Consider the following 25,687-nt stretch of genomic DNA (forward strand, 5'->3'; position numbering starts at 1 on the left):
TACAGAGTTATTAACACTCTGAAAATTGACCTATTGAAAATATAAATAAGTTAAAATTATTAATAGTAAAATGTTAAAACAACTATCTAAATAATAGGGATAATTAATCCTATTTTTTTTATACTATTAAAATCAATATGTATTATCAATAAATAATTTTCACTCTAATATAGCGGTCCATAAAAATCTAGAATATTGTTTTGTATTTATAAAAAGAGAATTTAGGTTATAAATTAAACCACTTATCACTAGTATCTTAAACATAGCAATCAAATATATTGGTATAACCTTCATCGATATATTTATACAGTTTCTCTAAAAACCAGTATTTAAACGGTGAACTAATGACTTCGTAAAATAATAATCTGAGTTTCAATTATTTTTCACATATTTGTAGCTTACGATTTATTACACCCAAATTAAAACTAAAACCTACAATATTTATCCAATTGAACTCTTCAAAGAAAAGCGATATTGTATTATCTTTTATTAGATTGAGTTTATTTTAACTGTAATAAACAAACACTATTGTTATCTAAAAATGTTAATCGCTCAGTATAGAAAATTATTAGAAAAAGCAAAAAATGCTGTACAGAATCCTGTAATTAGAAGTATGGCAATTGTAGCTGCTATTACTTTTCTGATTAAAGGTATAGCATTTTATAAGGAAACAATCGTAGCTGGTGCTTTTGGGTTAAATGAAGTGATCGATGCTTTTATTATGGCTTCCATATTACCTACATTAATAAATAGTGTATTTATTAGCTCGCTTACAAATTTGTTTATTCCAAATTATATAAAAGAACTTAAAAGCGGAGGCGATAAGTCTAGTTTTCAAAGTGTTGTTTTTTTAATAGTTATTACAATATCGTTAGTTTCTATTTTAATAACTTTCTTTTCTATCGATATTTTTATAGATCTTATTTATCAAAATAAATCAGAAGCCAATCATCAATTAGTTAAAGATCAATTTTATATTATTTTACCATGTGTTTTTTTCTGGGGAATTGGATCCGTACTATCAGGTTTACTAGAGGTTGAAAATAAATTTTTAATTTCGACCATAGTTGGGCTTTTTCCTTTATTAACAATGATTATGTTTCTTTGGTATTTAAAAGATACACTGGGTTCTATGGTTTTGGCTTATGGAACTTTAACAGGCACCATTGTTGGTTTTACATTTTTATTATTTTTCTCACTTAAATACAAACATCTTTCTATAGCTAAACCCATTTTAAACGATAACTCTAGACTAATGATTCAGCAATTACCGCCAAAAATATCTTCCGGTTTTCTTTCTGAGATGAATATCATTGTCGATAGATTTTTTGCTGGACAACTTGTTATTGGATCTTTAGCTGCCTTAGATTATGCAAATAGATTACCTGCATTTGGTGTTTCCATTGTTATTATGTCTTTGGGTAATGTATTACTCCCTCATTTTTCTAGGTTAGTTAACGACGACCTTAAAAAGGCGTATCAATATTTATTCAGAATATTAAAATGGGTATTTGGAATGGTATTAATTGCGACATTAATTGGTGTATTTATGTCTGATTGGATTGTTGAGTTATGGCTAGAAAGAGATAAATTTACTCATGAGAACACCCTAAAAGTATCTGCCATTCAACAAATTTTACTCCTTAACATTCCTTTTTATCTTTGCACTTTAATTATGGTTAAATTCTTAACAAGTATTAATAAAAATAAATTTATGGCATGGACATCCTTAGTCAATTTAGCAATTAATGTTATATTAAATATTGTATTAATTAAGCATTATGGTGTTTTTGGATTAGCAATGAGCACATCTTTAGTATTTATAATAAGTAGTTGCTTTTATTTTGGATACACTCACAATCAATATAAAAAACTGGCCTAATGAAAATAGATTTCCTTGTTAATTCACTAGTATCTGGAGGTGCAGAACGTGTGTTGGTTTTATTAGCTAATTATTTTAAAAAAAAGGGACACGATGTTTCAATCATTACCTTTAACGAACCAGACATATGGAAACCAAACGAAAATATAAAGCGTATTAGACTTCATCACGGTAAGATAAAAAACCACATGATTAGAAGCTTTAAAAATTTAACGCACTATTACTATCCTAAAAAAAACCGCCCTGATGTACTTATAAGTTTTATGATTCAAACCAACTTAATAGCTACAATCGTTAGCAGGTTTTATGGTATTAAACTTATCGCTTCAGAGCACAATAACCATCTTGAAAAAACAGATTTTATCGGAAGAATTACTAGGAAATATGTTTACAAATTTAGTAATGCTTTAACTGTACTTACTAATTTTGATAAGGCATTTTACGAAGACCGTAATGTCAATGTTTTTGTGATGCCAAACCCATGTACATTTGATATTTACAAAGAAACTGAAAGAAATCGAAGCAAAACTATTTTAGCTGTAGGTGCTTTAGACAGATACCACCATAAAGGTTTTGATAATTTAATTAAAATGATTGGACCTGTTTTAGCAAATAATCCTGGTTGGAAATTAAGATTAGTGGGAGGCGGAGAAGACGGTACAAAATTTTTAAAAAATTTAGCTGAACAAGAAAACTTAAATGACAATATAATTTTTGAAGGCTTTTCCACCAAAGTTTCGGAAATTATGAGAGATTCTGATATATATATTATGACCTCTCGATTTGAAGGCTTACCACTAGTATTACTCGAAGCAATGTCTCAGGGAACAGTTTGCATATCTTATGACTGTGTGTCTGGTCCTGCTGAAATTATTAACCACAATATAAATGGCATTTTAGTAGAGAATCAGAATTCTGAGTTGATGTGTAAAGAATTAAATGAATTAATTAATAAACCAGAGAAAAGGATTGAATATGCAAATCAAGGTATTAAATCATTAGACCGTTATCAAATCGAAAGAATTTACACCAACTATTTAGAGATTATTGAAGTACTATAATTAGATGAAAAATAAAACACTTTTACATCTTTGTTTTCTTATTCCTTTTGTATTTACTGTATTAAATTTACAAGTGATAATGACGTTATTTGTCTCAACGACGCTTGCTCAGGTTATTGCATATTTAAATTTAGGTCTTATTTTATTAGGAATAAGTCTCATAATTAAAGACAGAGGTGAACTTTCTAGAACTGCAAAGCTCTGGATAATTTTTTATTTACTCTATTTTGCATGTGCAATATTGGCTGGTGCCATTAATTACAATGAGTCAAACATCATAGCAAGTACAATCCCACTGTTTTATGTAATAGGCTTTTATTATTATCTGAGTCTAGCAGAAAATAGGGCATTATTTGAAAAAATAGCGCTTATATCCTTTGTTGTATCATGCCTTATTTGTATCTATTTTAACAATATAAATTTCGATTTAGATAAAGGTGGAATTGCCAAATACGCTGTGGATAGAGCTCAAGGAGTATACGGTGATGCTAACAACATGTCCTTAGTTACCATTCTTACTTTCATTTTTGTATTTAAAGCCTACAAACCAAAGAAAGCCGTTTTTAAAATTTTTAAAATAGTCCTACTTGCGATTGTTTTTTATAGCCTTTTCATAACTTTTTCGACAACTGGACTTTCGGTATTTTTCATTTCATTAATTATGCTAAATCATAAGTTTTTTAATGGAGTACGAATGTTATTTGGAATAATTCTATTGCCTGTTTTATATATAATATTATTGAACCTGAATACGATTACAGCAAACATGAATTTAGTAGGACAGCAAAGAGACAAAATAAATAATCTTGTTAATGTTTTATCACTTAATTTTGACAAGGTTGATGATTCTGGAAGAGGTGAGTTAGTCGCGGAAGTATTACATTTTATATACGAAAATCCGTTATTAGGTAACGGTGTTGACTTTGGAGCGATGCATAAAGCTCATAATACGATTATAGGCATTTGGGCTGATGCAGGAATTTTCACACTACTCTTCTTTTTATTAATGCTTGGACTTTACTTTAAACGAGCCTTCTCTCGTCCTAAAGATATTACCTTTTTTATTATACCAATACTACTTACCATGTGTATTTTTATGCTTAGTCTGCATAGTGTAATAAATCAACCTTACTTAATGGCGCTTTTTGTTTATTTAGGCTACCTTATCGATGATAAAGAGAGAGAAGTAATTTAAGCCATCATTTTTAATATTGATGAACAATACCCTTTTATATGTTCACTTCTAGTTCATATACATGATGTTAATCTAGGTTTTATCAAATAAAAAAAACTATATTGCTTACTTGTTTAAAGGCCAAAAAACGCACACTAAAGGATTGATAAGTAATTATATAGAATGTACTTATTATTTTTTTCGTCATTAAATAATGCCGATAGAAGTATTTAAATGTAATTGAAAGAAAATTTTTGATTTTATCGCTAAGATGTTACATATTTACCGCTCGCAATTATGACCTATCATAAAAGCGACCCAAATTTAACCAATTATGCTTTTTAATTCGCTAGAATTTTTCATATTTCTACCGATAGTCTTTATACTCTATTGGTTTGTCTTAGGCAAAAAATTGAAGCAACAAAACCTGCTCATAGTATTTGCTAGCTACGTATTTTATGGCTGGTGGGATTGGAGGTTTTTGTCTCTAATTATTTTTAGTTCATTTGTAGATTATGGCATTGGAGTACTACTCAGTAAAGAAGCAAGACAACAAAAACGTAAAATACTACTTTGGACGAGTATTTGTGTAAACATTGGTTTTTTGGGCTTTTTTAAATATTACAATTTCTTTATAGAAAGCTTTGTAGCTTCTTTTTCGTTTTTCGGATCAGAACTTAGTGCGAGTACATTAAATATTATCCTTCCAGTTGGTATTAGTTTTTACACCTTTCAAACTTTAAGTTACACGATAGACGTTTATAATAGAAAGCTAGAACCAACTAAAGATATCGTTGCCTTTTTCGCTTTCGTTAGTTTCTTTCCGCAATTAGTTGCCGGTCCTATAGAAAGAGCCACTAACCTATTACCACAATTTTATAAGAAAAGAGAATTCCGTTATGCAAATGCTGTCGATGGAATGCGACAAGTAATTTGGGGTTTATTCAAAAAAGTAGTTATTGCAGACAACTGTGCTAAATATGCCAATATTATATTTAACAACTCAGAAGATTATTCTGGTAGTACATTACTTTTAGGTGCATTTTTATTTGCATTTCAAATTTATGGTGATTTTTCTGGTTATTCAGATATTGCCATCGGTATCTCTCGATTCTTTGGTTTTAGCCTAAAACAAAACTTTGCATTCCCTTACTTCTCTAGAGATATTGCAGAATTCTGGAGACGTTGGCACATGTCTTTATCAACCTGGTTTAGAGATTATATCTATATTCCTTTAGGTGGCAGTCGAGGAAGTTTAAATAAGAAAATTAGAAATGTCTTTATTATATTTTTAGTAAGTGGGTTTTGGCACGGAGCCAATTGGACTTTTATTATATGGGGAGGATTAAACGCTCTGTATTTTTTACCTTTATTACTAACTAATAAAAATAGAGTAAATACAGATGTTGTAGCACAAAACAAAATGCTACCGAGTTTTAAGGAAATCTTACAGATGTTATTAACCTTTTTTATAACATTAGTCGCTTGGGTGTTTTTTAGAGCAGATTCTGTATCTCATGCATTGAGTTATTTACAAAATATGTTTGATATCTCGCTATTTTCAAAACCATTAATTTTACCATATACTGTCTTAGGCTTAGTCGTAATTTTTATTGCGATTGAGTGGCTCGGAAGACATGGTGAATATGCGTTAGAGCGCATAGATAAAATAAACAAACCAATACGATGGTCTTTATATATTGTGCTAATTATGCTAATGTTTCTTTTTGCAGGAGAAGAACAGGCATTTATTTATTTTCAGTTTTAAATTAAAATATGAAAAAATTCTTAAAACAGTTCGCCTTAGGTTTATTAGCATTTATAATTGTAAATGCTATAATAGCAGTTATGTATGAATATCCTACCTATAAATCTGTACAAAACGAAACGAATAGAAATTATCTTAAATGGGAAGCGATTCATCAAAATCAAAATACATTCGATCTCATATTTATTGGTACAAGCAGAAGTTATACATCCTTTAATCCAAAGATTATAGACTCTGCATTACAAACAAATTCTTATAATATGTCTACATCAGCTCAAGATATTGCTGAGACCTATTTTGCTTTAGAAGAAATTTTTGAATATCAGAAACCAAAGTATGTCGTTTTAGATTTATTTTTTCAAACTGCGGATGATTCTCATGATTATTTTCAGACTTTTTCTAATTCATCCTTTTTTAATTCAACAAAAAGAAAATTTAATCTTATAACCGAAGGGTACGGTACAACAGGTATTTTGAACTATAGCATTCCTATTGTTAAATTTAAGGCATATATAAAGCAGGATATTGCGCGTTTATTTTCTGGCAACAAACAGAAAAGAAAATCAGACGTTTGGACTAAAGGTTATTTACACGAAGGTCTTACAGTAACCGATGCTGAAATATCTGATTTTGAACCTATTTCTAATTTTGAAAATACAACATTTAGCAAAGCTAGATTTACTAAATATTTTAATAAGATAAAAGAACTCGTAAATGCAAACAATGCAAAATTAATAGGCTTGAGAGCACCATATCCACCATCGCGGTTTACCCTTTACGAAACAGATGATGAAGGTGTCTATTTTAAATCTTACATGGCTAAGGAGAATATTCCTTTTTACGATTTAAGTACCTTTAAAAGTGACAAATACAGATATATAGATCAAGACTTTGCAGACTATCATCACCCAAATTACAAAGGAGCAAAAAAAGCAAGTATGCAATTTATTGACATCTTTAAAGACATTGAAAGTAAAAATAATTAACCAACCAATACAGCTATAACATGCTATTTAATTCCTTAGAATTTTTTATATTTCTCCCGGTAGTTTTCGGACTTTACTGGCTTATTGGTGGTAAACGAATGAAGGCGCAAAACTTATTGGTGGCTCTTGCCAGTTATGTGTTTTACGGCTGGTGGGATTGGAGGTTTCTTTCTCTAATATTATTTAGTTCTTTAGTAGATTATTCTATTGGCATTGCGCTTGGTAAAAATGAAACACCAAAAACTAGAAAAATTTTACTATGGATTAGCATTTGTGTTAATCTTGGTTTTTTAGGCTTTTTCAAATATTACAATTTCTTTGTTGATAGTTTAATAGACTCATTTACATTTTTCGGTCAAGAATTAAATATTAATACTTTAAATATAGTGCTTCCCGTAGGTATTAGCTTCTACACGTTTCAAACGTTGAGTTACACTATTGATGTATATAATAAAAAATTAGAGCCAACTAAAGATTTTGTAGGTTTTATGGCATTTGTTAGCTTTTTCCCTCAGTTAGTTGCTGGACCAATTGAAAGAGCAACAAATTTACTACCTCAGTTTTCTATCGAACGAAAATTTGATTACAGAAATGCAGTTGATGGTTTACGTCAAGTCCTTTGGGGATTATTCAAAAAAATTGTTATTGCAGACAACTGTGCAAAGTATGCAAATATTATATTTAATAACCATACCGAATACAATGGAAGCACACTCCTACTCGGTGCATTTTTCTTTGCATTTCAGATTTATGGTGATTTTTCTGGGTATTCAGATATTGCTATTGGTATTTCAAGATTGTTTGGCTTTAACTTAAAACGAAATTTTGCCTTTCCATATTTCTCTAGAGATATAGCAGAGTTCTGGAGGCGTTGGCACATATCTCTTTCTACTTGGTTTAGAGATTACTTGTATATTCCGTTAGGAGGAAGCAGAGGTGGTCTTAAAATGAAAATTAGAAACACTTTCATAATATTTATTGTCAGTGGGTTTTGGCACGGAGCCAATTGGACATTTGTAATATGGGGAGCCTTAAACGCATTATACTTTTTACCCTTATTATTAGCCAAGAAAAATAGAGTCAATACAGATTTAGTAGCAGAAGGTAAATACTTCCCTAGCCTAAAAGAATTTGGGCAAATGGCATTCACCTTTTTTCTAACGCTAATAGCTTGGGTGTTTTTTAGAGCAGATTCTGTAGCACATGCCTTTTCTTATTTACAGAATATGTTTACAACTACATTGTTTTCTAAGATTGAGGTATTCCCAATAACCATATTGTTGTTAGTCTTATTTTTTATTATCACAGAATGGTTAGGACGAAGTGGTGAATATGCAATTGAAAAAGTAGACTTTATGAAAAAACCTGTGCGTTGGGCATTTTATTTATTGCTAATTGTATTAATGTTCAGTTTTACAGGCGAAGAGCAACAATTTATATATTTTCAGTTTTAATTATGAAGCACACATGTTCAATAATTATATCAACCAAAGACATGATTAACAACGAACGGCTTGTGAACATAAAAAAAACAATACCTATAAACACATGAAAAAATTATTAATAAATATAATCCTGTTCTTTCTAATAGCTATCGTTGTTGGTGAAGTCGTTGTACGATTAACACACACAATGTCAGATATTCCTCAAAGAACTATTGATGAACATGGTATTCAAAAATATTTTCCAAATCAAAATGGTTATTGGAAAGGAGGAGACCATCAATGGGTGATAAACAAACTAGGTTGGCCTGGAGAATTACCGCAAAGTTATGACAATCTTATAATGGTTATAGGAGATTCGTTTATCGAAAATTTTATGAACCCAAATGAATGTCATCAATCTGCTTTTTTAAAGACAAACATGAAGGATTATAATTTCATGGAAGCTGCTAGAGCCGGTGTTTCATTAATTGAAGCTATGGAAATAAGTAAACAAATGGATTCATTACTGCCCGTGAATACTTTAATATATGTTAATGATACAGATTTTTACGAAAGCATAACTGAAGTTAAGCCAATGAGTGATATCACGCAATTAAATATAAAGACCAATACAATTGTATATGGTGAGATGAAAGCACCAGGACTAAAAAAAATACTTTATAATTGGAAGTTAATGTATTATTTCTATAATAGATTTCCTTTAGAAAATCTAATTAATAAAAATACAGAACCTAAAATTACGCATACAGAAATGGATAATGACGTTTTAGAATACTCAACAGAAGTAAAACAACTCATAGATTTTATAAAACAAAAATATACCATTAATGATAAGACGTTAGTGTTTCATCCTAATGTAAATCCTTCAATTATTGAAATTTGTAAAAATGCTGGTTTTGGCACTATTCTATTAGATTCTAGTAATGATAATACTTGGACTTTTGATTATGATCATCACTGGACCTGTTACGGTCACGAAAAAGCAGCTGAACAAGTTGCAAGTTATCTAAAAGAAAGATTGCATAACATTTCAGAAATAAAAAGCCCTCAACTGTAAATGTTTTAGATTTTTACTTAACTCATTGATTAATTAAAATACTTGGACCCAAATAAAATAATAAGATTTATGAAATCAGATAAAATTAACATCACATTTGCACTTCCTAATCTACTAGCAGGTGGAGCAGAACGCGTGATGTCTTACGTTGCAGAAAACATAGACCCTACTAAGTTTAACGCAACATTACTTATTATTGGTCATGAAAAAGATGCATCTTATGATATAAAAAATATAAACGTAGTCTATTTAGAAAAAACAAGAGTGTCACAAGGTGTACTTTCTTTATTCGGCTACATTCGAAAAAGCAAACCCGATATCCTTGTAAGTGCAATTGAACATCTAAATGCAGTTACTGCAGTTTTATCAATGTTCTTTCCAAAGACCATATTTATTGCGAGAGAAGTAAATGTGTTAAGCGTATTGGCTATGCACGACAATCCAGGCAAACCTTCTTTAATGACCCGTTTGGGTAATAAGCGATTCAATTTTTTTAATAAAGTAATTTGTCAGTCTCAAGATATGTTAGATGATTTTCATAAAAATTTTGATATTAAAAAAGAGAAGCTCATAGTTATTAACAACCCAATTACAAATAACTTTAAAGTTAAATACAGTCGAACTAAAAACAATCCCATACGTTTTATTACAGTTGCGCGATTAGATGTCCAGAAAGGTCATCATAGAATTATTGAAGCACTATCGCAGATAAGTTTCGATTTTCACTATACTTTAATTGGTAATGGATCGCTAAAAGAAGACATATTCTCGCAAATTGAAAAGTATAATTTAAGCGATAAAATATCTCATATACCATTCACTAAAGAGGTTGGTAAATATTTAGATGAAAGTGACCTATACTTACAAGGTTCATATACAGAAGGGTTTCCTAATGCTATAATTGAAAGTTGCATGGTTGGCACACCAGTACTTGCCATTGATGCTCCAGGCGGAATAAACGAAATTATATATCCAGATATTAATGGTAATATAGTTTCTAATGTGAACGAATTTTCAGAAGCACTTGAAAGAATTAATTCTGACTATAATTTTAACCCAGTGGATGTTAGCGAATCCGTAAGCAAAAGGTATAGTAGTGAAATAATTCTCCCTAAATATGAAGATTTATTTATAGATGTTTACCAAAAAAGATTCAAATAAAATGATGTTAGGAATATTAATATACTCATTATCGGGAGGAGGTGCTGAAAGACAAGCGTCTTATATATTGGATTATTGTTCTAAAAACAATATTGACGTTCATTTAATATTAATGAATACAACTATTAAATATGAACTACCCGAAGGTTTACAAATACATTATATCGAAAAATCTGATGCGTCTGAAAGTGGTGTTTTAAAAGCATTAAAAATTCCAATAATAGCCTATAAATATTCAAGATTACTAAAAAAATTAAAGATTACCCATAGTGTAAGCCTTTTAACGCGACCTAATTTTATTAATGTTATTGCTAGTAAATTAACGAGTTATAAATTTAAAGTGATAACAAACGAATTAGCATTTCCTACATTACAATATAGCTATAAGGGGTTTCAATCTAACTTCAACAAAACACTAATTAAATCATTATATAAAAAATCGGATATGGTAATTGGTAATTCTGAAGGAAATGCCATAGACCTAATCACTAATTTTAAAGTGCCTTCTGAAAGAATGGAAGTTGTTCATAACCCTATAGATTTAGAAAAAATTTATAATATAGAGCCTATAGATTCATTCTTTGATGATAAAAAATTCAATATGATTACTCTAGGTCGCTTAGACAAAGGTAAAAATCATATAATGCTTATAAATGCCATTCATAAATTGCAAAATCCATTATTGAGATTATATATATTTGGTATTGGCCCTATGCAAGAAGAACTAGAGCAACTCATCGAAAAACTGGATATAAACGCACAGGTTTTTTTAATGGGCTTCGATCCAAATCCTTATAAATATTTAAAATCGGCAAACTTGTTTATATTTGGCTCAAATCATGAAGGTTTCCCTAATGTATTGTTAGAAGCTATGGCTTGCGGATTACCAATATTAAGTACCAATTGCCAATCTGGTCCTAGTGAAATAATGAAATTAGAGACTGTAAAAGATGATATAATGGTCACCGATTATGGGATTTTGGTACCTATTAAAAATACAGAACTAATGGCAAAAGGTATTCGCTACTTTGTAAATAACAAAGCTTTCACAGAAGATTGTAAAGCAAATGGTAAAAGGCGAATTGAAGACTTTGAAAAAGATAAAATTTTAAAAGAATATTTAACTCTCATAAGCAACACAAAATAAGCTTATTAGATGTAATTAATTAAAGTATGTGTGGAATAAACGGCATCATAGCCAAAACCAATCGAAATAAAGACGACATATCTTCTATCCTTAATACAATGAATAATCTAATTATTCATAGAGGACCGGATGAAGACGGTTTATTTGTAGAAGAAAATGACCAATTTACTGTTGGTATGGGCATGCGAAGATTATCTATTATTGATTTATCTTCAGGTAAGCAACCTATATTTTCAGATGATAAACAAATTGTTATTGTTTTCAATGGAGAAATCTATAATTACAAGGTATTAAAAGCAAAATTATTAGCTGAAGGCGTTACGTTCAATACTTCTAGTGATACGGAAGTGATTTTAAAAGCCTATGAAAAATATGGCGTTGAGTCTTTTCAGTGGTTAGATGGTATGTATGGATTTAGTATTTATGATAAAAATATAAATAAGCTATTTATTGCTCGTGATTTCTTTGGCGAAAAACCATTGTATTACACACATACAGACAAAGAATTTATTTGGGCTTCAGAATTAAAATCAATTATTAAAACTATTGATTTTACTCCAAATATTTCAAAAAAAGGATTGAATCTTTATTTCAGATTAACCTACATTCCTGCACCACACACTATTTACGATAATATTTATAAGTTACAAGCCAATCATTATATAGAATATGATTTAGCATCTCACAACACAACAATTCATAAAATTAATGCGGAGCCAAAACCGAAAGCAATCGATATTTCTTTTGAAGACGCGAAAGCTAAAACTAAAGATTTAGTGTATAAAAGTGTAGATAGTAGGTCTATTGCAGATGTAGGTTTAGGGACATTTTTATCTGGAGGTGTTGATTCTTCTATTATTTCCCTTTGTTTGGCGCAATCTACAGATAAGAAAATAGATACATTCTCTATTGGATTTAAAAAAGCGTCTTATGACGAAACAGACAAATCTAGAGTTGTTGCGGATATGGTAAATAGTAATCATCACGAATTTATTATTGATGAAGATGATCTTAAAAACAACATTCACGAAATTCTCGTCAATTTTGATGAACCTTTTTCAGACACAGCTGCACTTCCAACACATTTGCTTTCAGAAAAAACTAGAGAACATGTTACAGTTGCATTAACTGGTGATGGTGGTGATGAAGTTTTTGGAGGCTACAATAAGTACTACATAGGTAAAATGAACAACAGATATACTGGAGTTGTACCTAAAGGCATACATAAAACTATTGCTGGTTTAAGCAATAAATACCTCATTAATAAAGACGATACAAGAGGTAAAAAATTCCAGATTAATAAATTATTAAATGCAATTGATTATGAAGGTGACTTTTACTGGGATATTATTTCTTTAGCAAACACCAGTTCTCAACTTGAAGAGATTATGTCTCCGGACTTTTATGATTCAAATATTTTTCAAGAGTATAAAGATGTTTTGGGTAAACAAAAAATTACATCGCTTACAGATTTTAGATTAGTAGATAAAATTTTAAGCTTAGAAGGAGGAATGTTAGCAAAAGTAGACAGAACTAGTATGATGACGTCTTTAGAATGTAGAGCTCCTTTTTTAAATAAAGAGCTTTGGGAGTTTGCCAACACCTTGCCAGAAGATTATTTAATGAAAGGATGGAACAAAAAACACATTCTTAAAGAAGCCTTTAGAGATCAGTTTCCTGCTGAATTCTTAGAAAAAAGTAAAAGTGGATTTGGTTCACCAACTGGAGATTGGTTAAGACAAAGCCTGAGAAAAGAAATAGAAAGCTATATAGAGCCTGAATTGTTGAAATCTCAAGGTATTTTTAATATTGAGGTAATTACTAAATTAGTTCAAGATCATTTAGACAGTAAAAAGGATAGTACATTTAGAGTTTGGTCTTATTACTGTTTCCAAAAATGGTACAAATTTAATTTCCTTAAACAAAACTAAATCAAAATGGAGAAAAAAAGAGTTTTACTTATAGCATCCTTTGATGGTTCTCTTATTAGATTTAGAGGTGATTTTATTAAAAGCCTTGTTGATGATGGATTTGAAGTATTTACTGCAGCACCAGATTATGCTGATGAATTTCGTCAGAATATTATAGACTTAGGAGCAACACCATTAGAGTTTAAATTGCAACGTACAGGTCTAAATCCATTTAAAGATTTTAACTCTATCTTAGAGTTAAAATCTTTAATGAAAGAAAATAAAATAGATTTGGTTTTTCCATATACAGTAAAACCCGTAATATACGGTTCCATGGCTGCCAACATGTGTAAGATCCCTGTTGTTTCATTAATTACAGGTTTAGGTTATGCCTTTACTGGCTTAACTGCAAAAGCACGATTGTTACAGCGTTTTAATGAAACACTATATAAACTATCAATAAGAAAGAATAAGGTAATCGTATTTCAAAATAAAGACGATCATCAACTATTTTTAGATAGAAAAGTAATTTCTAAAAATCAGAAAGTTGATTTTGTAAGTGGCTCTGGTGTAAATCTTAATCAATTCTCATTTAAAGAAAAAAATGCAACAGATAGCGTAAGTTTTTTGTTAGTTGCTAGATTAATAAAAGAGAAAGGTATTGCACTTTATATGGATGCGGCTAAAATTTTGAAGGCTAAATATCCAAAAGCAGAATTCCACTTAATTGGTATGGTAGAAACGTCACCATCTGCAATTAGTTTAGATGAAATTAAGGATTTGCATGAAAAAGGTATTATTGTATTTCATGGTCCCCAATTTAATATTCCTGAACATTTAAAAGCAAGAGACGTATTTGTTTTACCGAGTTATTATAGAGAAGGTTTACCTAGAACTACGCTAGAGGCATGTGCAAGTGGTAATCCTATTATTACAACTGATTCTGTAGGTTGTAGAGAGTCTGTAAAAGAAGGTGTTAATGGCTTTTTAATAGAACCGCAAAATCTCGATGCTTTAGTGAAGCCCATGGAGTTTTTCATTACCAATCCTGATAAAATCAAGGAAATGGGGATAAATAGCAGAAAATACGCAGAAGAACGTTTTGATGTTGATATTATTAATAATGATTTAATAAACTTAATTAAAAGGGAACTTTAAATATCATTGACCAATTCTAAGAATGAAAATTAAATATGGTAAAATAGACAGACTTTCTATTATTGTCATAATAATTGTAGTTATTGGAGTTTTAAGCTCGTTTTTCGATTTTGGTATTATATCTGTATTTTTTAGTGTTATAATGCCAATAGTATTTATAGTTAATATTGTTTTAGCTATATATGGTGCTTTAAAAAAGAACTATTTCTATTTTATTGGTATTGTACTATTTTTTTTAAATTACAATTTATTTTTCCAATTTTCTAGTAACAAAGAATTAGAAATTAAAGATTCTATCAGTATTGTAACTTACAATGTTAGGGGTTTTAAAAATCATAATTCCATTAACTCTAATCAATATGATTATACTAAAATCATAAAATTCATAGATTCTGTTGATGCAGATATCTTGCTATTGCAGGAGTCATCTTATAAAGAAGGTAAAAAAATTGAACAATACCCTTATGTGTTTTTAGGTTATAGAGAAAACGTTAATAAATCACTTCTTACCATATACTCTAAATATCCAATAATTAATAAAGGTTATATAGACTTTAAAGGCACAAAGAACAACGCAATTTATGCCGACTTAAAAGTGAAACAAGATACCTTAAGAATTTATAATTGTCATCTTCAATCTTATGTGATTTCTCCAAATACACTTACTAATAAGTTCAATCACAATTGGAATAGTCTAAATAACACAATTTCAATACAAGTAGAACAAGCCAATCTTATAAAGAAACATGCTGAAACATTTGGAGAGAATACTATTATTTGTGGAGATTTTAATGCCACACCATACAGTCAAACGTATAAAGTACTAAAAAAAGGTTTAAAGGATTCTTATTTGAGTAAAGGATCTGGGTTTGGCAAAACATACTCCTTTCATAACTATCCATTACGACTTGATTATTTTCTATATAATGATCAATTAGAAGTACTGAGTCAAAATAATTTTAGTTTAAAACTATCTGATCATGAACCTATTTATATGAGGTTCAAAATCAAACAATAAAACTTATAGCTCCTTTAAGAAGCACAAATTCTTAAAGAATTTACATAATTTATTCTAGTGAATTAACTTTATTTCATAAACTTCCTAAATGGCCAAAGAATAAATATTAAAGATTTAATTATATAAGAATTAAAAGACATCACATACACTTTTAATGGGTATTCAAGATAAGTAGATGAACGAAGGGTTATATACAAGGATTTTAAAAAGAAAACAGGTGATTTAAAAAAATAGGTGTTAAAAAACCAATTATATTCAGCTATACCATTAAGCACTATGCCAAAAGCACTTCTTGATGTCATGGGAGTATTCATAATTGAACCCTCTACTCCAACATGATAAATTCTAAGAACCTCGTTGACGCATTTTGTTAAAAAACCACTTTTTGCTACTGTATTCCAAATAACGTTTTCTGGTATAAAACCAAAGTTAAGCATATCAGGATTTACAATTATACTCCTTAAGACATCAGTTTTCGTAAAACCCCATTTTTCGCCAACAATCTGTTTATCTAACTTCGCTTCAAACGTATTGCAGTAAAAAGAATCCTCCGGAAACGAATCTCCAACCTGATTTCCGTATTGATCATTACATAGAACGGTTATAGCGGCAACTTTAGATTTTAATTCCTCTGGTATTTCTTCATATTCACTATTAAAAATTTCGAGGGTATTTGGGTAACATTCATCATCTCCATCAAATGGGAGTAAGAATTCGCCTTCTGCCATTGCAATAGATTGAATAAAACAGCTCATCTTGTGCTTATTCTCTAAATTGTTTACATAATTAATGTTCAGCGGAGATGCTTCTATAATTTTGGTTATAACGTCATGTGACGTGTCTGTTGAGGCATCATTAATGATAAGCCATTCAAAGTCCTTAAAAGTTTGATTCAATAATGAATTGTGTACTCTTTCAATAGATTTTTCACAGTTAAAAACGGGAGTAAATACCGTAAACTTATATTTATAATCTGTTGGTGATTTTTCTTGGTAAAACGGTAATAACGCGTTAAAATTCATAGTAATTTATATTATTATCAAATAATAGCTTCAAACTATTAAAAAAAAGCCATCAGAACCTATATTTTCTTCGCTTTTCAGGTTCCATGTGTTATCTAAAAATCTAGCATAATAATTGATGGGTTAATTTATTGGTTAATATTTATATGCGCAATAAAATTAGATGAAAAGAAAAAAAAATACCATAACAGTTCTTTTTAAAAAACCTGCATGATGAATAATTAAAAAGACGACTTTTATTCTTTTAGTTTTTTGATTTAATACTAATATTCATTTTTAGAATTCTAATTTAAGCGCTTTTAAATTTAAAGTAGATTATGATGGCTTTTATAAATTTAATGTATTGGATAAAAGCATTTGTATATTATCTTTATCGCTAAGATTAGAAGTTAGTCTCTAAAATTAAGAGTATTGAAGTTTTTAACCATTAGAACTTTGATTTAAGCTTATTAATCAGTACAACCTATTTATGATACGTTTAAAATTAAATTATCTCTTGAATGCACTATTTTTCAATAAAAATAGTTTATTTGCAGTGCTTTTAAGAATTCTAACAGTCAGAATATGAAAAACATATATACTATAATTATTAAACGCTCATTTGATTTTTTAGCCGCATTAATAGGTTTAATTCTAATTTCTCCAATATTTTTGGTGCTCATTATTATATTAAGTATTTCTAATAATGGTAAACCGTTCTTTTATCAACGAAGAACAGGTAAACATGGTAAACTTTTTACAATTATTAAGTTAAAAACCATGACAGATAAAACTGACGCTAATGGTGAGTTATTACCAGCATTAGAACGTGTAACAAAAACTGGAGATATTTGTAGAAAATACTCATTAGATGAAATTCCTCAATTATTAAATATTTTAAAAGGAGATATGAGCCTAATTGGCCCTCGCCCACTTCTTCCAGAATATTTAGAACATTATAACAAAGAACAAAACAGAAGACATGAGGTAATGCCAGGCATAACTGGATGGGCACAAATTAATGGAAGAAATACCATCTCTTGGGAAGAAAAATTTAAATTAGACGTTTATTACGTTGATAATCAATCGTTTTTGTTAGATTTGAAAATTCTATGGCTTACTTTTTATAAGGTTATTAAAAGAAGTGATATTAATAATTCAGAGACGCTAGACATGCCCATGTTTACTGGAACAAAAACCGCAAAAGACTAACCTAACAACTTTAATCATATAGTAATAATTAAATGATGAAAGAAATTACAGACAAAAAAGAATGGAATGCTATTTTAGAACAAATAGAGAACTATGATTTTTACCACACATACGACTATCATAATATTTCTAAAAACGAAGATGAAACGCCTATTTTATTAACATATACAAAAGCTGATGAAATCATAGCATTACCTATGTTATTGCGATCAATTCCTAATACAGAATATTTTGATCTTACATCAGTTTACGGATATGCTGGCCCTCTCAGTAATTTTGACACAGAAACGTATAATTTTGATGATTTTAAAGCAGCTTTTAACACTTATCTAGAAGCAAAGAGTATAGTGTCTGTATTTAGTAGATTACATCCTTACATCCAACAAGATAAAATATTAGAGAACTTAGGTGACACTATTAGCTTAGGTGATGTTGTTAATATTGATGTGTCTTTGCCTATTGAGCAATCTCGTATGGCCTATGGAAAATCGAATAAAAACCAGATTAATAAATTAAGAAAACAATGTGAAGTAATTAAAGTTGAAACTAAAGAAGAAATTCTAGAGTTTGTAGATATATATTACGAAAACATGAAACGTCTTGATGCTAAGGAAAGTTACTTCTTTAGCAAAGAGTACTTTCTTAATTTTATGGAGATCAGTGATTTTGATACAGATATCCTATTAGTAAGACATTTAGAATCTAACGAGTTTGTCGCTGGTTCAATGTTTGTTAAAACAAAAAACATAGTTCAATATCACTTATCTGGCACACGTACAGAACACTTAAGACTAAAACCTTCAAAATTATTCTTAGATGAAATGAGACTGAGAGCTACTGAACAAGGTTATAAAGTTTTTAATTTAGGAGGTGGTTTAGGTAGCGAGCACGATTCTTTATTTGAATTCAAAGCTTCTTTTTCAAAAGATTTCAGAACTTTTAAAGTTTGGAAATACATTGTTAATCAGAATGTTTACGATACTCTATCTCAATCTAAAGATGAAACAGGATTCTTTCCTAAATATAGATCCTAGAAATTTTATTATTGTACAATTTGTTTTTTTAACTTAATGAAAAGCTTAGAATTTCAATTACATTTAAGACGTATCTTGAATGGATTTAATTAAGACATGTAAAAGTTTTAGTTCTTATTGAAAACTTAAAATTAGTCGTTAAACTCATTTTTTACCTAATATTATGCCAATCACCTAATAAATATAAGTTATTGTTGATGCTTTTTATCTGATTTATATACACTTAAGAATAGTGGAACTCTTATATATCGTGTAATTTTTACAGTTGGTCGTAAATTATTATTTTTGTTTCATGGTTTAAATTATTAGGACTTATATTAGCCATCTGTAATGCAATTAATTAACGGGTCCCAAACACCTTTAAATTATAACCTTTAGGTACTAACTTAAAGCATTAACCTATGAACGAAAAAATATGGCTTTCATCACCACACATGAGTGGTAATGAACAATCTTACGTAAAAGAAGCATTTGACACTAATTGGGTAGCTCCACTAGGGCCAAACGTTAACAATTTTGAAAACGATTTAAAATCTTATTTAAAAGAAGACTGCCATGTGGCTGCATTAGCTTCTGGTACTTCTGCACTACACCTGAGCCTAATATTATTAGGGGTTAGTTATGGTGATGAAGTAATCTGCCAAAGTAAAACGTTTTCTGCATCTGCAAATCCGATAGTATATCAAGGTGCTACTCCTGTTTTTGTAGATAGTGAAAGAGACACATGGAACATGTGCCCTATTCAATTAGAGATCGCTATTAAAGATAGAATAGAAAAAGGAAATAAACCTAAAGCTATTATAGCTGTTCATTTATATGGTATGCCTTACAAGGTTACTGAAATTAATGATATTGCTTCAAAATACAATATTCCCGTTATTGAAGATAGTGCAGAGTCATTAGGTAGCACGTACAAAGGAAAAAACTGCGGTACATTTGGTGAGTTTTCAATATTATCATTTAATGGTAATAAAATAATAACTACATCAGGTGGTGGAGCTTTAGTTTCAAAAACTTTAGAAAATAAGGAAAAAGCTGTATTCCTGGCAACACAAGCACGTGATAATGCACCTCACTATTTACATTCTCAAATTGGTTATAATTACAGAATGTCTAACATTGTTGCTGGCATAGGTCGTGGACAAATGACCATATTAGATAGTCATGTAGCCAAACGTCGTTCTAACCATGAATTTTATCTAAATAGTTTTAAAGATAATGCTAAAATTACATTTCTGAAAGAGCCTGAAGGTTACTTTTCTAATAGATGGTTAAGCTGTATTCTTTTAGATTCTCAAAGCACAAGAGAAGGCTTAAGACTAGCTTTAGAAAAGGAAAATATTGAGTCAAGACCATTATGGAAACCAATGCATCAACAACCCGTTTTTAAAGATTCTCCAAGTTATCTTAATGGCGTATCAGACGAGTTGTTTGAAAAAGGCTTATGCTTACCTAGTGGATCAAATTTAACTGATGCTGAATTAGATAGAGTAGTTTCTGCAATAAATACGTATTTTGTAACATGTTAGTTCAATTTCTAAATAAAATATCGGAAAAATATGCGTCAAAATGGCTTGTACTCCTATTTGATATTGCCATAATTGTTGCGACATTTTTTATGGCCTATTTAATTAGGTATAATTTTACAATTGAGTTTGACTTTTTAACTGTCTTAAAGCAAATACCTTATGTTGCTTTAATAGCAGCAATTAGCCTTATATCTGTTGGATCTTACAAAGGAGTTGTTAGATTTACAGGTTTTAAAGATATTGTTAATCTCATTATAGGTGCAAATATTTTAGCCACAATACTTATCTGCTGTACTTTTATAAGTAGAGAGTTTTTTGCTGAAGGTAATATTTTTGATATCTCAGGTTCAATTATTTACATCCATCTTTTACTAAATATTTTATTTTTAATTGGAGCAAAATTATTTATAAAGTCTCTATATATTCATATTACTCAAGATTTCCAATCAATTTCAAATGTCTTAATTTTTGGTGCAGGTAATTCTGGCATGCTTACTTATGATGCCATTCAAAATGACACTAAAAACGGAGTTGACGTGGTTGGTTTTATTGATGACGATGAAAGAAAAATAGGTAAAAAAATAAATCTTTTAAAAGTTTATAGCATTGATGACATCGACAAAAAATTCATTACAAAGAATAATGTTGAAGATGTTATAATTTCGATTCAAAACATTGACCCTTCTCGTTTATTACAAATTACAGGTAATCTGTTTTCACTTGGTCTAAAAGTTAAGATTGTTCCCCCTGTTCAAAGTTGGATTGATGGAGATTTAAGTGTTGGGCAAATAAAAGAAGTTAAGATTGAAGACCTTTTAGGAAGAGATCCAATTAGTATCAAAAATCCGGATTTAGAAGAGCAATACGACAATAAAGTTATACTTATTACTGGTGCAGCTGGTTCTATTGGTAGTGAAATTTGTAGAAAAGTTAGCCTCTATAATTATAAAAAGTTAATTTTAGTGGATAATGCAGAATCTGCACTTTATGATATTCAGCAAGAATTTAGACAACAAGGATTAGAAAACATTGAAGCTATAGTTGCAGATGTGCGCAACAGAACACGAATAGATCAAATATTCAATTTATACAAACCTAAAATTGTTTTTCATGCTGCGGCATATAAGCACGTCCCTTTAATGGAAAACAATCCGTATGAGGCAGTAAGTGTTAATATTGGAGGTACTAAAAATGTAGCCGATATTGCCGTAAAACACAGTGTAGATAAATTTGTTTTAATTTCTACTGATAAAGCTGTAAACCCAACAAACGTGATGGGTGCTACAAAAAGAATTGCTGAACTTTATGCTACATGTCTTAAGGGAAAAGGTCATACAAAGTTCATTACAACAAGGTTCGGAAATGTTTTAGGTTCTAATGGTTCAGTAATACCTTTATTTAAAAAGCAAATTGAAAAAGGAGGTCCACTAACAGTTACACACAAGGATATTACACGTTATTTTATGACAATACCAGAAGCTTGTCAGCTCGTTTTAGAAGCGGCAGCAATGGGTAATGGTGGTGAGATTTTTGTCTTTGATATGGGAGAACCTATTAAGATATTTAACTTAGCAACCAATATGATTATTCTTTCCGGTTTGCGTTATCCTGAAGACATTGATATTAAAATTACTGGTTTAAGACCTGGTGAAAAAATTTATGAAGAATTATTGGCCGACGGTGAAAACACGAAGAAAACCTATCATGAAAAAATAATGATTGCAAAATCTAGACATGTTGATATTATTAGTGTAGAAAATCAAATTAATAAACTTACTAATATAAATTCTTTAACACAGCCATTAGAAATAGTATCTTCGATTAAATTTTTAATACCAGAATATATTTCTAATAATTCTACTTATGAAGTATTGGATAGAAAGAAATAACCATTTTTTGGAAACCTATAAATTGACTCAAATGAAAACACGTATTCTTATAATATCGATCTTAGCAATTATTAGCGCTACCTCGTGTGCATCGAGGAAAGACTTAGTCTATTTTCAAGACGAACCTTTAGAAGAAGGACAATTAACATCTGAACCAACACAATTAATTTATAAACCAGATGATATTTTAACTATAAACGTTTCTGCTTTAGATCCAGATACAGTAAGACCTTTTAACCTACCTACAGTATCCAATAATTCAGCAGATCTAAGAAGTGCTCAAGGTTCTTTGCAGCAACAAACCTACTTAGTAGATTATAATGGTAATATTGAATTTCCGGTTTTAGGAACCATAAGAGTTGAAGGTTTATCACGTACAGATTTAACAGCATTACTAGTAGAGCGTATTAAAGAAATGGCAAATGATCCTATTGTAAATGTTAGATTGGTGAATTTTACTATTACAGTAATTGGTGAAGTTAGTAACCCTGGAACTTTTACTATGCAAGATGAAAGAGTTACGCTTATCGAAGCTCTTGGTTATGCCAATGATTTAACTATATTTGGTAAACGTAAGAATGTTAAATTAATAAGAGAAGTAGATGGAAAAAAGAAATTTGCTAATATTGATTTAACGTCGATAAATACAGTAAATTCTCATCTCTATTATTTACAACAGAATGACATAATTTACGTAGAACCAAACAAGGCAAAAATCAGGTCTTCTACATATAACCAAAATAATGGAGTATTAATCTCTGCAATAGGTACACTAACTACAATATTAGCGGTATTCTTAATAAAATAGTATCAATTAAAATCTTTTATGGAATCTAAACCTGTTTCAAGCCCTAATGAAATTAGACAAAGTGTAGACTTATTTCTTTCTCATTGGAAATTATTGCTTTTCTGCTGTGTTGTGGCTCTTTTTCTTGGCTATACGTATTTACGCTACACAACATACCAATACAGCGCTAGTGCCACAATTAAAATAAGGGACGAAAAACAATCTCAAAAATTAGAAACTAATGGCGAATCCTCAGGTAAAGGTCTATTCTCTGATGGCACTAATAAAATTAAAGATGAAATTGAAACTATCCAATCAAGAACTTTAATCGAAAATGTTGTTAAAGAATTAAAACTTAATATTAGATGCTTCGCAGAAGGAAGTATAAAAGAACGTGAAATTTATTCTAACCCACCCGTAAAGCTAAGTTTTTTTGCCAATGATTCTGTTATATATAATGTGGATACAACACTTTATATTAAAGTAAAATCACCTACTCAATTTTTAGCCTTTAAAAACGAAGGTAAATCTCTTATAGATAGAGATGAACAAAAAGGCAAGTCTTATGAATTTGGGTCTAGAATTAAAACAGGATTTGGTGATATTGTATTAATTCCAAATGTTGGTAAACACGCGCCAATAGTAGGAAGTAATTTAAAAATATCAATTTCTTCAGTTCGCAATATTGTAAATAGTTATCAACAGAAAATAAAAGTATCTACAGAGACAGGGTCGAGTGTCATTAAATTAGATTTAAAAGATAGTAATTCATACAAAGCCGCAGATATTTTAAACCAACTTATTGAAGAATATAATAAAGATGTATTATTAGACAAGGAAGCTGTTGTGAAGTCTACATCAGATTTTATAAACAATAGACTATTACAAGTATCATCTGAATTGGAAAAGGTTGACTTTACCGCTGAGGAATTACAACAAAAAAACAATCTCACCGCATTAAGCTCTCAGGCAGATCTCAACCTCCAAACAGGCCAGCATATACAATCGCAAATTGCAACTACTGCTAACAGTATTCAAATGATTTCTTATTTGGAAGAAGAAATTTCAAGTGATAAACCTAGTGATTTATTACCCGAAGTTGGTATTGGTGATTCAAACACATCTCAGGTTATAAAAAAGAATAATGAATTAGTAGCGGAACGAGATAGACTTCTAAAAAACTCTACAGATAAAAACCCTACTGTTATTCAATTAAATAATCAGATTGCTTCCTTAAAAACAAATCTTCAAAATTCTTTAAAAAATATTAAAGCAACATCTCAATTAACTTTAAGTAATTTAAATAGAGAAAATTCAAGAATACAAGGAAGACTCTATTCTGCACCTACAAAAGAGCGTCAATTTAAAGATATAAAAAGACAGCAAGATATTAAGGAATCTCTTTTCCTATATCTATTGGAGAAAAAAGAAGAATCTGCTATTAGATTAGGAATGTATGCTCCTACCGCTAAAATTGTAGATAGAGCATATTCTTCCCACAGCCCTATAGCTCCAAATACTATGATTGTGTATATCGCCTCTTTAATATTTGGTATGGGAGTACCTATTGCCTTTATTTATATTGCAGATCTTCTAAATACTAAACTTTATAGAAAAGAGGATTTAATGGCTATATTAAATATTCCTTATTTAGGAGATATTCCAAAAAGTTCTAAAAAGCAACAATTAGTTAAAAAAGTTGATTATTCACCTAAAGCAGAGGCCTTTAGGATTGTAAAATCTAATATAGATTTTATGCTTAGAAACATTAAAGGACGTTCTAAAAAAATATTTATAACATCTACGATACCTCAAGAAGGGAAATCTCACACGAGTACTAATCTAGCATCGTCAATTGCCTATGCTGGTAAATCCGTTCTTTTAATTGAAACAGATATAAGAGTCCCTAAAATTTTAGATTATTTGGGACTTGAAAATCAACAACAAGGACTTTCGGATTATATAGCAGATACATCTTTAAAACCAGAAGATGTTGTTATTAAACACAAAGACAATAAATTCTTAGATATAATTTCATCTGGTACAATTCCACCTAATCCTTCAGAGTTATTAATGAATGATAGAGTTGAAGAGTTATTTAATCATTTCGACACCAAATACGATTACATTATAGCAGACACTTCTGCTGTTGGTATTGTTAGTGATACATTGCTTATTTCGCATTTAGCTGACATGTTTGTGTATGTCGTTAGTGTAGATAAAATAGATAAACGATTACTAAAACATGTTGCAGAACCATTATATAGAGAAGAAAGATTACCTAAAATGACCATGCTACTCAACGGAGTTAAAATTGGTAGAAAAGGATATGGAGGTTATGGCTATGGATACGGTTATGGGAACAATCCTTTAAAAAAGAAAAAATGGTATCAATTTGGTAAATCTTAATTAATTTAATTAATAATAGAATAAAAAAAGCCACTACATAAGTAGTGGCTTTTTTTATT

The 25,687-nt window shown here is 29.8% G+C and carries 19 protein-coding genes; 18 read left to right on the forward strand and 1 reads right to left on the reverse strand.

Going from position 1 to position 25,687, the window contains the following annotated elements; translation table 11 throughout:
• Positions 1-541: 541 nt before the first annotated feature.
• From murJ to ACJJVO_RS05285, 12 genes are all read left to right on the forward strand, one after another.
• Positions 542-1,882 (forward strand): murein biosynthesis integral membrane protein MurJ, encoded by a 1,341-nt coding sequence (gene murJ / locus ACJJVO_RS05230; RefSeq protein ID WP_405571289.1) that lies wholly within the window; start codon positions 542-544, stop codon positions 1,880-1,882.
• Positions 1,882-2,943, forward strand: a complete 1,062-nt coding sequence (locus tag ACJJVO_RS05235; protein WP_405571291.1) for a glycosyltransferase family 4 protein — start codon at positions 1,882-1,884, stop codon at positions 2,941-2,943. The genes murJ and ACJJVO_RS05235 overlap by 1 nt, the downstream gene beginning before the upstream one ends.
• Before the next feature lie 4 nt (positions 2,944-2,947).
• Positions 2,948-4,138: an O-antigen ligase family protein gene (locus ACJJVO_RS05240; protein ID WP_405571292.1), complete on the forward strand. Its 1,191-nt coding sequence runs from the start codon at positions 2,948-2,950 to the stop codon at positions 4,136-4,138.
• Positions 4,139-4,451: 313 nt separating this feature from the next.
• The gene (locus ACJJVO_RS05245; protein ID WP_405571293.1) at positions 4,452-5,885 is read left to right on the forward strand and encodes an MBOAT family O-acyltransferase; all 1,434 of its coding nucleotides are present in this window, start codon (positions 4,452-4,454) and stop codon (positions 5,883-5,885) included.
• 8 nt (positions 5,886-5,893) lie between these two features.
• Positions 5,894-6,871, forward strand: a complete 978-nt coding sequence (locus ACJJVO_RS05250) for a hypothetical protein (protein WP_405571294.1) — start codon at positions 5,894-5,896, stop codon at positions 6,869-6,871.
• Positions 6,872-6,891: 20 nt separating this feature from the next.
• Positions 6,892-8,325 (forward strand): MBOAT family O-acyltransferase, encoded by a 1,434-nt coding sequence (locus ACJJVO_RS05255; protein ID WP_405571296.1) that lies wholly within the window; start codon positions 6,892-6,894, stop codon positions 8,323-8,325.
• 94 nt (positions 8,326-8,419) lie between these two features.
• Positions 8,420-9,373: a hypothetical protein gene (locus ACJJVO_RS05260; RefSeq protein WP_405571298.1), complete on the forward strand. Its 954-nt coding sequence runs from the start codon at positions 8,420-8,422 to the stop codon at positions 9,371-9,373.
• A gap of 69 nt (positions 9,374-9,442) precedes the next feature.
• Positions 9,443-10,534 carry a glycosyltransferase gene (locus ACJJVO_RS05265; RefSeq protein WP_405571299.1) on the forward strand — a complete coding sequence of 364 codons (1,092 nt, stop codon included), beginning with the start codon at positions 9,443-9,445 and terminating at the stop codon, positions 10,532-10,534.
• Position 10,535: 1 nt separating this feature from the next.
• Positions 10,536-11,681 carry a glycosyltransferase gene (locus ACJJVO_RS05270; protein ID WP_405571302.1) on the forward strand — a complete coding sequence of 382 codons (1,146 nt, stop codon included), beginning with the start codon at positions 10,536-10,538 and terminating at the stop codon, positions 11,679-11,681.
• Between the two features lie 26 nt (positions 11,682-11,707).
• Entirely contained in the window at positions 11,708-13,612 is a 1,905-nt protein-coding gene (gene asnB / locus ACJJVO_RS05275) for an asparagine synthase (glutamine-hydrolyzing) (RefSeq protein ID WP_405571305.1), read from the forward strand.
• A gap of 6 nt (positions 13,613-13,618) precedes the next feature.
• Positions 13,619-14,749, forward strand: coding sequence for a glycosyltransferase family 4 protein (locus tag ACJJVO_RS05280; RefSeq protein ID WP_405571307.1), 1,131 nt, complete (start codon positions 13,619-13,621; stop codon positions 14,747-14,749).
• A 22-nt stretch (positions 14,750-14,771) separates the two neighbouring features.
• Positions 14,772-15,767, forward strand: a complete 996-nt coding sequence (locus tag ACJJVO_RS05285) for an endonuclease/exonuclease/phosphatase family protein (RefSeq protein ID WP_405571310.1) — start codon at positions 14,772-14,774, stop codon at positions 15,765-15,767.
• A gap of 68 nt (positions 15,768-15,835) precedes the next feature.
• On the opposite strand, the gene ACJJVO_RS05290 is transcribed toward ACJJVO_RS05285, so the two are convergent.
• Positions 15,836-16,789: a glycosyltransferase family 2 protein gene (locus tag ACJJVO_RS05290; RefSeq protein WP_405571312.1), complete on the reverse strand. Its 954-nt coding sequence runs from the start codon at positions 16,787-16,789 to the stop codon at positions 15,836-15,838.
• A 573-nt stretch (positions 16,790-17,362) separates the two neighbouring features.
• Between ACJJVO_RS05290 and ACJJVO_RS05295 the strand changes: the two genes are divergently transcribed.
• From ACJJVO_RS05295 to ACJJVO_RS05320, 6 genes are all read left to right on the forward strand, one after another.
• Positions 17,363-17,980, forward strand: coding sequence for a sugar transferase (locus ACJJVO_RS05295; RefSeq protein WP_405572684.1), 618 nt, complete (start codon positions 17,363-17,365; stop codon positions 17,978-17,980).
• A 32-nt stretch (positions 17,981-18,012) separates the two neighbouring features.
• Positions 18,013-19,014, forward strand: coding sequence for a peptidoglycan bridge formation glycyltransferase FemA/FemB family protein (locus ACJJVO_RS05300; RefSeq protein ID WP_405571314.1), 1,002 nt, complete (start codon positions 18,013-18,015; stop codon positions 19,012-19,014).
• A 401-nt stretch (positions 19,015-19,415) separates the two neighbouring features.
• Entirely contained in the window at positions 19,416-20,543 is a 1,128-nt protein-coding gene (locus tag ACJJVO_RS05305) for a DegT/DnrJ/EryC1/StrS family aminotransferase (protein WP_405571316.1), read from the forward strand.
• Positions 20,537-22,432, forward strand: a complete 1,896-nt coding sequence (locus ACJJVO_RS05310) for a polysaccharide biosynthesis protein (RefSeq protein ID WP_405571317.1) — start codon at positions 20,537-20,539, stop codon at positions 22,430-22,432. Before ACJJVO_RS05305 ends, ACJJVO_RS05310 begins: the two co-directional genes overlap by 7 nt.
• A gap of 31 nt (positions 22,433-22,463) precedes the next feature.
• Positions 22,464-23,240, forward strand: coding sequence for a polysaccharide biosynthesis/export family protein (locus tag ACJJVO_RS05315; RefSeq protein WP_405571319.1), 777 nt, complete (start codon positions 22,464-22,466; stop codon positions 23,238-23,240).
• Between the two features lie 18 nt (positions 23,241-23,258).
• Positions 23,259-25,628 (forward strand): GumC family protein, encoded by a 2,370-nt coding sequence (locus tag ACJJVO_RS05320; RefSeq protein WP_405571321.1) that lies wholly within the window; start codon positions 23,259-23,261, stop codon positions 25,626-25,628.
• The last annotated feature ends 59 nt before the right edge of the window (positions 25,629-25,687 follow it).

The sequence above is a fragment of the Winogradskyella sp. Asnod2-B02-A genome (assembly GCF_045063645.1).
Taxonomy (GTDB): domain Bacteria; phylum Bacteroidota; class Bacteroidia; order Flavobacteriales; family Flavobacteriaceae; genus Winogradskyella.

What these genes read in the sequence shown, in the direction of transcription:
- ACJJVO_RS05265 (WP_405571299.1), top strand. Translation starts at nt 9,443, where the DNA reads ATGAAATCAGATAAAATTAACATCACATTTGCACTTCCTAATCTACTA.
- ACJJVO_RS05290 (WP_405571312.1), bottom strand. Translation starts at nt 16,789, where the DNA reads ATGAATTTTAACGCGTTATTACCGTTTTACCAAGAAAAATCACCAACA.
- ACJJVO_RS05280 (WP_405571307.1), top strand. Translation starts at nt 13,619, where the DNA reads ATGGAGAAAAAAAGAGTTTTACTTATAGCATCCTTTGATGGTTCTCTT.
- ACJJVO_RS05285 (WP_405571310.1), top strand. Translation starts at nt 14,772, where the DNA reads ATGAAAATTAAATATGGTAAAATAGACAGACTTTCTATTATTGTCATA.
- ACJJVO_RS05305 (WP_405571316.1), top strand. Translation starts at nt 19,416, where the DNA reads ATGAACGAAAAAATATGGCTTTCATCACCACACATGAGTGGTAATGAA.
- ACJJVO_RS05320 (WP_405571321.1), top strand. Translation starts at nt 23,259, where the DNA reads ATGGAATCTAAACCTGTTTCAAGCCCTAATGAAATTAGACAAAGTGTA.
- ACJJVO_RS05300 (WP_405571314.1), top strand. Translation starts at nt 18,013, where the DNA reads ATGATGAAAGAAATTACAGACAAAAAAGAATGGAATGCTATTTTAGAA.
- ACJJVO_RS05245 (WP_405571293.1), top strand. Translation starts at nt 4,452, where the DNA reads ATGCTTTTTAATTCGCTAGAATTTTTCATATTTCTACCGATAGTCTTT.
- ACJJVO_RS05255 (WP_405571296.1), top strand. Translation starts at nt 6,892, where the DNA reads ATGCTATTTAATTCCTTAGAATTTTTTATATTTCTCCCGGTAGTTTTC.
- murJ (WP_405571289.1), top strand. Translation starts at nt 542, where the DNA reads ATGTTAATCGCTCAGTATAGAAAATTATTAGAAAAAGCAAAAAATGCT.
- ACJJVO_RS05240 (WP_405571292.1), top strand. Translation starts at nt 2,948, where the DNA reads ATGAAAAATAAAACACTTTTACATCTTTGTTTTCTTATTCCTTTTGTA.
- ACJJVO_RS05235 (WP_405571291.1), top strand. Translation starts at nt 1,882, where the DNA reads ATGAAAATAGATTTCCTTGTTAATTCACTAGTATCTGGAGGTGCAGAA.
- ACJJVO_RS05315 (WP_405571319.1), top strand. Translation starts at nt 22,464, where the DNA reads ATGAAAACACGTATTCTTATAATATCGATCTTAGCAATTATTAGCGCT.
- ACJJVO_RS05260 (WP_405571298.1), top strand. Translation starts at nt 8,420, where the DNA reads ATGAAAAAATTATTAATAAATATAATCCTGTTCTTTCTAATAGCTATC.
- asnB (WP_405571305.1), top strand. Translation starts at nt 11,708, where the DNA reads ATGTGTGGAATAAACGGCATCATAGCCAAAACCAATCGAAATAAAGAC.
- ACJJVO_RS05270 (WP_405571302.1), top strand. Translation starts at nt 10,536, where the DNA reads ATGATGTTAGGAATATTAATATACTCATTATCGGGAGGAGGTGCTGAA.
- ACJJVO_RS05250 (WP_405571294.1), top strand. Translation starts at nt 5,894, where the DNA reads ATGAAAAAATTCTTAAAACAGTTCGCCTTAGGTTTATTAGCATTTATA.
- ACJJVO_RS05310 (WP_405571317.1), top strand. Translation starts at nt 20,537, where the DNA reads ATGTTAGTTCAATTTCTAAATAAAATATCGGAAAAATATGCGTCAAAA.